General features: G+C 34.7%; 11 protein-coding genes. 10 read left to right on the plus strand and 1 reads right to left on the minus strand.

Annotated features, from left to right (window positions below; all coding sequences use genetic code 11):
- The 3 genes from gldI to ACP7AT_RS14120 are packed head-to-tail and all read left to right on the plus strand — an operon-like array spanning position 1 to position 2992.
- Complete coding sequence (gene gldI, locus ACP7AT_RS14110) at positions 1 to 657, plus strand: gliding motility-associated peptidyl-prolyl isomerase GldI (protein WP_426065029.1); 657 nt, start codon at positions 1 to 3, stop codon at positions 655 to 657.
- 12 nt (positions 658 to 669) lie between these two features.
- A complete protein-coding gene (locus tag ACP7AT_RS14115; protein ID WP_426065030.1) occupies positions 670 to 1794 on the plus strand; it encodes a peptidylprolyl isomerase in 1125 nt (374 codons plus the stop codon).
- Between the two features lie 34 nt (positions 1795 to 1828).
- Positions 1829 to 2992 (plus strand): peptidylprolyl isomerase, encoded by a 1164-nt coding sequence (locus ACP7AT_RS14120; RefSeq protein ID WP_426065031.1) that lies wholly within the window; start codon positions 1829 to 1831, stop codon positions 2990 to 2992.
- A gap of 138 nt (positions 2993 to 3130) precedes the next feature.
- Here ACP7AT_RS14120 and ACP7AT_RS14125 read toward each other — a convergent pair whose 3' ends face one another.
- The gene (locus ACP7AT_RS14125) at positions 3131 to 3571 is read right to left on the minus strand and encodes a hypothetical protein (protein WP_426065032.1); all 441 of its coding nucleotides are present in this window, start codon (positions 3569 to 3571) and stop codon (positions 3131 to 3133) included.
- A gap of 343 nt (positions 3572 to 3914) precedes the next feature.
- On the opposite strand from ACP7AT_RS14125, the gene ACP7AT_RS14130 reads away from it, so the two are divergent.
- From ACP7AT_RS14130 to ACP7AT_RS14160, 7 genes are all read left to right on the plus strand, one after another.
- Positions 3915 to 4352, plus strand: coding sequence for a phage integrase N-terminal SAM-like domain-containing protein (locus tag ACP7AT_RS14130; RefSeq protein WP_426065033.1), 438 nt, complete (start codon positions 3915 to 3917; stop codon positions 4350 to 4352).
- 13 nt (positions 4353 to 4365) lie between these two features.
- The gene (locus ACP7AT_RS14135) at positions 4366 to 4548 is read left to right on the plus strand and encodes a GIY-YIG nuclease family protein (protein ID WP_426065044.1); all 183 of its coding nucleotides are present in this window, start codon (positions 4366 to 4368) and stop codon (positions 4546 to 4548) included.
- A gap of 101 nt (positions 4549 to 4649) precedes the next feature.
- Entirely contained in the window at positions 4650 to 5249 is a 600-nt protein-coding gene (locus ACP7AT_RS14140) for a tyrosine-type recombinase/integrase (protein ID WP_426065034.1), read from the plus strand.
- Between the two features lie 600 nt (positions 5250 to 5849).
- Positions 5850 to 6716 carry a hypothetical protein gene (locus ACP7AT_RS14145; RefSeq protein ID WP_426065035.1) on the plus strand — a complete coding sequence of 289 codons (867 nt, stop codon included), beginning with the start codon at positions 5850 to 5852 and terminating at the stop codon, positions 6714 to 6716.
- Positions 6685 to 6819 carry a hypothetical protein gene (locus ACP7AT_RS14150; protein WP_426065036.1) on the plus strand — a complete coding sequence of 45 codons (135 nt, stop codon included), beginning with the start codon at positions 6685 to 6687 and terminating at the stop codon, positions 6817 to 6819. Before ACP7AT_RS14145 ends, ACP7AT_RS14150 begins: the two co-directional genes overlap by 32 nt.
- Positions 6820 to 6890: 71 nt before the next feature.
- Positions 6891 to 7646: a hypothetical protein gene (locus ACP7AT_RS14155; protein WP_426065037.1), complete on the plus strand. Its 756-nt coding sequence runs from the start codon at positions 6891 to 6893 to the stop codon at positions 7644 to 7646.
- A 237-nt stretch (positions 7647 to 7883) separates the two neighbouring features.
- Positions 7884 to 8125: transposase (locus tag ACP7AT_RS14160; protein WP_426065038.1), on the plus strand; the 242-nt coding region annotated here is incomplete at its 3' end.

An 8125-nucleotide genomic window follows, 5' to 3' on the forward strand; every position in this document is an offset into this window, starting at 1 on the left:
ATGAAAAATAGCAAGCAAATCGCCATTGTATTTTTTATGTTGCTCTTAATTTCCAGCTGCAAACAGCAACAGGATGCCAGAAGACCTATATCTCAAGCGTCCGGGAGTTTCATGAAGAAATCCATTGCCCGCAATAAAAAATTAGTTGCCACTGAGGAAACGAAAATTCAGACTTTGATCAAAAGCAATCCTAATGTCGTTTATCTGGCATCGAAAAAAGGATATTGGTATTCGTATGAAACAAGAAATGAAATCGATACGCTTACGCCAAAAAAAGGAGATGTCGCTTTTTTTGATTACGAAATCAAAGATCTAAAAGGAACCATTATCTATTCTGAATTAGAATTAAGACCGCAAATTTATTACGTGGACAAACAAAACATAATGATGGGCTTGCGTGACGGGATCAAATTGATGCGTAAAAACGAGAAGGTCAACTTCCTTTTCCCATCGAATATGGGATACGGATACCATGGCGATGACAAAAAAATTGGGACTAACCAACCTTTAATCTGCACCGTAACGCTTCGTGATTTCAAATCGGAGGCGCAGTATAAAAAAGAAAGTCAATTGAAAGTAAAAACACCTACCGTTGCTCCACCCGTTAAATTAGAAACTCCTGCCGTAATTGAAACTACGGACACTATAACTCAATAAAACAACTTAGAAATGAAAAAAAAGATTCTATTCGCATTCCTGGTAATCGCCTCATTTTACTCTTGTAAAGAAGAATACAACAATCTTCCCGACGGATTATACGCTAAAATCGAAACCAATAAAGGCGACATTATAGTACAATTAGATTTTGAAAAAGCGCCAATTACAGTAGCAAATTATGTTGCCTTGGCCGAAGGAAAAAATGAATTTGTGACTAATGAAAATCTTAAAAACAAACCCTTTTTTGACGGCTTAAAATTCCACAGAGTCATCAAAGATTTCATGATACAAACTGGAGACCCCCTTGGAACAGGTTCTGGAGATACAGGATATAAGTTTAAAGATGAATTCTCAGATTTGAGATTTGACAAAGGTGGTGTTTTGGCTATGGCCAATAACGGACCAACAACCAATAGCAGTCAATTTTTCATCACACACATTGCAACGCCTTGGCTGGACGGAAAACACACGATTTTTGGTCATGTAGTCGAAAAAGGAATGGATGTAGTCAACAAAATTGAACAAAACGATTACATCAATAAAGTAATCATTATCAGAAATGGTGAAGCTGCTAAAAAATTCAATGCCGTTAAAATATTCAATGATTATTTTGCTGTGGAGTCTGAAAATCAAAAGAAAAAAGCTGCCGTTGATGCTGAAAACAAAAGAGTATACAACGAAAAGTACAAAGATGTTCGCGAACAAAAGGTTGCTTATTTCGCTAATTTGAAAACGAAATCGACAAAAACTCCTACCGGATTACAATACGTAATTACCCAAAAAAGCGGTGGTAAAAAACCCGCTAATGGCGCCAATGTTTTCATTCACTACGCTGGTTTTCTGGAAGACGGAGAATTATTTGATGCCAGTATTGAAAATGTGGCTAAAACGTTTGGTAAATATGATGAAAACAGAGCTGCGCAAAACGGGTACCAACCCATCCCTTTTCAAGCCGGCAAAAAAGATGGCATGATTCCTGGTTTCATTGAAGGACTGGAACAATTATCTTTTGGCGACAAAGCCGTGATTTTCATTCCGTCCCGCTTAGGATATGGAGCAGCGGGCGCTGGAGGGGTAATTCCACCCAATGCGAATATCATTTTTGAAATCGAATTATTAGAAAAAATGCCCCAATAATATTTAAAAAAATAAGCCTTTAAATTAGTACAACATGAAATTTAAAATTCTGTTTTTATTATTTCTGGGAATGGTCAACGTACATTCTCAAACGATCAAGAAATCTACTCCTGCTAAAAAACCGGCAACAAGTGTCAAAACTACTGTAAAAACACCTGTGAAGCCTACCGTAAAAACTCCTGTAGTAATTGAGGGGATTTTTGCAACAATTGCAACCAATAAAGGAGACATTGTACTGGAATTAGAATACAAAAAAACACCGGTAACAGTTGCTAACTTCATAGCATTAGCCGAAGGAAAAAATACCTTTGTAACTGATGACAAGCTAAAAGGAAAACCTTTTTTTGATGGTTTAAAATTTCACCGTGTCATCAAAGACTTCATGATTCAAGGAGGTGATCCTTCGGGAAATGGCTCTGGCGGTCCAGGATACGCGTTCAAAGATGAATTCACCGACTTAAAACACAACAAACCCGGAATCCTTTCTATGGCTAATTCCGGACCCACTACCAATGGAAGCCAGTTTTTCATTACCCACAAAGAAACGCCTTGGCTAGACGGTAAACACACCATTTTTGGTCACGTTACAGAGGGAATGAATATCGTAAACTCCATTTCACAAAACGATGTAATCACTAAGATTACCATCGTAAGAAAAGGCGCTTTAGCCAAAAAATTTGATGCTCCAAAAGTGTTCGCTGATTATTTCAACAATAAATCCGAAGACCAAAAGAAAATATCCTCAATTATCGCAGCAAAAAAAGCGTATTTAGCCGCGACTAAAGCCACTGCAACCACCACTCCATCCGGATTAGCGTACAAAATAATTGAAAAAGGAACTGGAGTAAAACCCGCGAAAGGAGCGACATTTTATTTTCATTATGCCGGTTATTTTGAGGACGGAACGCTATTTGACAGCAGCTATGAAGAAGTGAATAAAGTTTACGGAAAATTTGATGCTAACCGTGCCGCTCAAAACGGATACCAAGCATTCCCTTTTGAAGCCGGGAAAAAAGAAGGTATGATTCCCGGATTTATTGAAGGACTGGACAATATGGCTTTTGGCGACAAAGCCGTGGTTTTCATTCCATCAAATCTAGCGTATGGAGAAAGAGGCGCCGGTGGTGTTATTCCTCCGAACGCAACACTTATTTTCGAATTGGAAATGCTAGAAAAACAGCCCGCTCCAAAACAATAAAATTTAAAAAGAATGCAATAAAAAAACCCGACAGACTTCAAAATCTGTCGGGTTTCTTTTTACAATTTATTCGCTAAGAACATTGACTGCGGTACTGGAAACCGGAAAGTATCCGCTTCCTCAGCATTCCATTTTCAATTATTTTTTTCCAAATTTCCAGTCAAATTCGTCTTTTTGATTGATAATTGCCCCAATCTCAAATTTCACCACTTCCTCAAATTCGGTTTGAAAAATAATCCAGTTTTCTTCGTTGAAATAATTTTCGAACGTGTCAAACTCTTCCTGAGTAAATTTAATAATTCCTTTAGTGGTTAAATCTTTTTTGACCTCACTGATTTTTCTATTAATTATTTTATACCCAAACAACTCTAGTTCCTGGCTAGATGCTACAATATATCCTAATTTAAAATCTTCCTCCACATAGAAGGTCAAACGCATTTTTAATTTATTATAAGCAAAAATCACATTGTCATCCTCGTCCTTGTAATTTCGGTCCGGTTTCCCGTAAATTGCGGTAACATCATTTTGTTTCATTCCGAAAATGAGCTTGTCAATTCCGTTTTTTGGATTTATTTTCATATTCATTTATTTGACTGCAAAGTTCGCAAAGTTTTTCGCAAAGTCCACTACCTTTTATCTGTAAAAATTAACGGATAACAAAAACCACTACTGATTCTACTATTCACAATTTGGGCGTGACCCGCTGAAAAAGCGGGTCGGGCTATCCGTTATAATCTTTTATTCCGCTGTGCTTCATAAAAGGATTTTCACTACAAACGAAGTTCACTGAACTCCTATGAAAAATATCAAAAAAGTGAAGTAATCCCTCACGCAAAACAGCGGTTATACAACACAAAACCTTGCTGTAACAAAAACCATTTATAAAATAATTAGTATCTTTCAATCTCAAAATCAACACAATATGACTTGGGAAGCAAAACTGATAAAACACAATAGCGAAAATAGAATTGCCGTTTATTTTGAAAAAAATCAAGACCTGATTGCCAGGATCAAACAAATAGAAGGCGCACGATGGAGCCAGCAAAAAACGGTTTGGCACCTCCCAGATACAGAGGAAAACAGGGTGCGTTTTAACATAGCGCCCCCTGCAAATTCGCTCCCTTCAAGCGAAGGAATAACACAAATCGAAAAATTCAAACAATGGATGTGTTCTAAACGGTATAGTGAAAGTACCATTACTACCTATAGCGATGCCTTGAAATCCTTTTTGATTTTCTACCGAGAAAAACCAGTTGCGGCTATTACTAATGAGGATGTAATTATCTACAACAATGAGTATATTTTAAAAAATAAGCTTTCCTCCTCATACCAGAATCAAATTGTTCACCTCGTTGGATAAAAAAATTGAACTTATGTATTATTATGTTTATGTTTTGCTTAGTGAGAAAGACAATCAATTTTACACTGGCTATACTTCTGATTTAAAATATAGGCTTAATGAATATCAATCAGGCAAAGTTCAGTCTACAAAATATAGATTGCCTATAAAATTAATTTATTTTGAAGAATGTTTAAATCAACAAGATGCTACGTGAAGAGAGAAATATTTAAAATCCGGGAATGGGAAAATATACCTTAAAAATCGAATCCAACTATTTTTTTATCTTACGGGGTCAATGCTATAAAACTTTTTTTTATGACAATTAGAGATGCCAAAATGGACATCGATTCAATTCATCTGTTTAAAAGAGCCAAGTTATTACCAAACGTATTGAGTAAAGCGGAAGTGAAATCTATCTTGGATGCCCACAGCAATATCAAACATAAAATGATGCTTTCATTGATTTATAGTTGTGGCCTGCGTTGTGGCGAATTATTGGCACTTCAGCCCGTTCACATAGATTCGATGCGGAATATTGTATTGCTTAAAAATTCAAAAGGCAAAAAAGACAGGATAGTCCCATTAAGCTCAAAAATTTTAGAAATGCTACGGGAGTATTATAAAGTATTTAAACCCACAACGTATTTATTTGAAGGACAAATCAAAGGAAAGCCCTATGATGATAGAAGCTTACAACAAGTTTTAAAACAAGCCATACAAAAATCAGGAATTAGAAAACCCGTTACTTTGCACTGGTTGCGCCACAGTTATGCTACGCATTTACTTGAAAGCGGAACCGATTTGAGATACATTCAAGAATTATTGGGACACAATAGCAGCAAAACGACCGAAATATATACCCACGTAAGTATAAAAAGTATCCAACAAATAAAAAGTTCTTTTGATGATTTGTAATAAAAATATTATTTATACATTTGATGAAAATACGCTACTCCGTAGCGACTATACATCCTAAATTGGGTAGATTGTCGCTACTTTGTAGCGAGTATATACAAGTTGGACAAAATTGGCGAGTCCAACGCGTTATTTGCACAATGAATTTTCGGGATATTTTTTGGGATTTAAAAGGGAAATGAATTTCGCTTCAAGTCTTTCGATTAGAATCGTATAAAGTTCACTTTCAAACGTTTGGCAACGTAAAGACTTGGCTAAGTTATCTAAAAAAAATGACAAAGTCAAGACCTTTTTTTTTGAAAACTTTAAATCCTAAAAAAATAGAGCCCAAAAACCCTATTATTGACTTCGCCTAGCAGGCTTGCTAAGCGCAATAAATAATAGTTTCATTAAAATAATTGAATTGAAAAATATTGGAGTAGTACCGCCAACTCCATTACTGAAAAATCAGTAACTTCCCCCAACAGGCCGATTGGCGAAAGAAAAAAAGGCCAAATCTTGACACCGTCAAGGCCTTTTTTCCCTTCGCCAAGCGGCCGGTACGTTGGCGGTCATGCTAGAAAAAACGAAAGAATTCAAAAATATAAAATTTAAATAAAAATGGCTTACAGAGAGTTTTCCCCTTTTGGCACAAAAAGTATAAATGTTAGATTTAAATGTGATAATTGTGAGAGTGAAGTCTTAAGTGAAGAAATTGGAGTTCCATCTCCAAATTTCGATGCCGAAAAAGCAAGTGATTCTCATAATGAAAATGAAGGTTATGCTATTTGTCCCAATTGCGATAAGGAATTTGACATCTGCGTCAATGCTGGCTATGCAGATGGCTATATAGAAATATTTGATATTGAGGATGAAGATATTCTTGAGATTATTGAAAATGCAGATGAATATGATGAATATATCGATGACCAAATTGATGCAATCTTAAGCACCTTTGAATTTATAAATGTTTTTAATAAGGAAATAGATAATTTAAAATCCTTAAATAATTCGAATCTTGGCAATGCTGATTTGCAACGAACATTACAAAAGCTTATTTTTTCTGGTACAATTACATGTTTGGAAGATTATCTTTCAACTACATTGATTAAAGAAATTTTCGACAATGATGATAATTTCAAAAATTTCGTTAGGACGTTTAAAGATATAAGAAATAGAAAATTTACTCTCAACGAATTATATGAAAAATTAGAACAAATTAAAGACATCGTCAAAAAAGAATTAGTTGATGTAATTTACCATGATTTACCAAAAGTGCAAGGAATGTATAAAGATACTCTCGGTGTAGAATTTCCTGAATTTGGAGAGCTTATAAAAATCATAAAAACCCGTCACGATATGGTTCATAGAAATGGAAAAAACAAAGAGGGGGAAGAAATTGTCATTTCAAACCAAACAGTTTTAACTGCAATTAATGAAGTAGAAAACTTTGTGAATGAATTGGAAAGAAGGATTATGGAAAAATAAGCACGAACCGCCAACACTTGCTACAATTGATTTGGGCAATTGGCTTAATTTGAAAGTGGTTTTGTGTTTGGGATGTTTAGGCAAATCCGAAGATAAGGCTTAATTAAACCCCAAACCACTTGTAGCAAGGGAACGTTAGCCGTCAGTTTGGCAGAACTTAGAAAAACGAAACAAATGAAAATCTGCAATTATTTATTTTACTTTTTTCTTATTACAACAATCAGTTGCTCTGAAAAGAATAATACTGATGTTGGAGAATCGATTCAAAATGTAATTGAAAAATTTCCCCAATTAAAAACTACCAAGAAAACATTTGGAAACGATTATAAACTAACTAAAAGTGTAAAAAACGGAGAATTTGATTTTGAAATTCAATTATTTTCTGAACCGGACAGTATAAAAGGGAAACAAGAAATAATTGTGTTTATCAATTCAAAAAAAGAATGTTATTCAATTCCTTTCTTTTCAAATAAATATAAAGATTATTGGCAGTTTCCATTTGACAAAGAAATCAAAAATGTAAAAAAAGTAAACTCTACTTTTAGTAATGAGCTAAATAGTGTTTTAAATAAATTAACAAAAGACGAAAAATCAAAAAAAGAACTTCTTGAATACAAAATAATTAACGAGCTACTATTCTCCGTTTTGAATTGCAGAAATTTAGAAGAGCGTGATAGTATTTTGGTATACAAAACAATCTTTCCTAATTCAGACATACCAAATGAAAATCACGACGAATCTTTTATTAGACTTCGCAAAAATTATGAATTAATGAAAAAGGAATGGCATCATGTTAAATATCAAACAAATTACAACTGTTATTTAGATAAAAAAAATGCAAGAATTTATCAATTAAACTATAATACCCAAACAAAATTAAAAGTAAAATCATATCGGCAAGATTGGGGATTTACTCCATTAAGCCTATAAAAAACCGAACGGCTAACAGCTACTACAACGGATTTGGGTAATTGGCATAATTGAAACTTGGTTTTGTACTTGGGATGATTTGGCAAATCCGAAAATAGGGCTTAATTTAGTCCCAAACCCGCTGTAGTAGCGGGACGTCAAACTGTCTAATAACCTCTCTTCTTCCCCATAAATTTATTTGTATTAAAAATCGCTCAAATAACTTGCGCAACTCGTTGATTTTTTGTACATTTAAGTATGAAATTCATCAACGGAACCAATAGAAACCAACTCCCGCTTTTTGCCTCATCGATAGATGATGCCATTGCGCAAGACAATGAAATCAGGCTCATAGACCTTTTTGTAGACAGTCTTAAACTCGCTGATTTTGGATTTACTTTCGATTTTGTCGAAAACGGAAGACCTGCTTATCATCCTTCGGATTTACTCAAACTCTTTATTTACGGCTATCTCAATCGCATGCGTTCCTCCAGAACTTT

The organism is Flavobacterium sp. DSP2-3-1 (assembly GCF_049896865.1).
Classification (GTDB): Bacteria; Bacteroidota; Bacteroidia; order Flavobacteriales; family Flavobacteriaceae; genus Flavobacterium.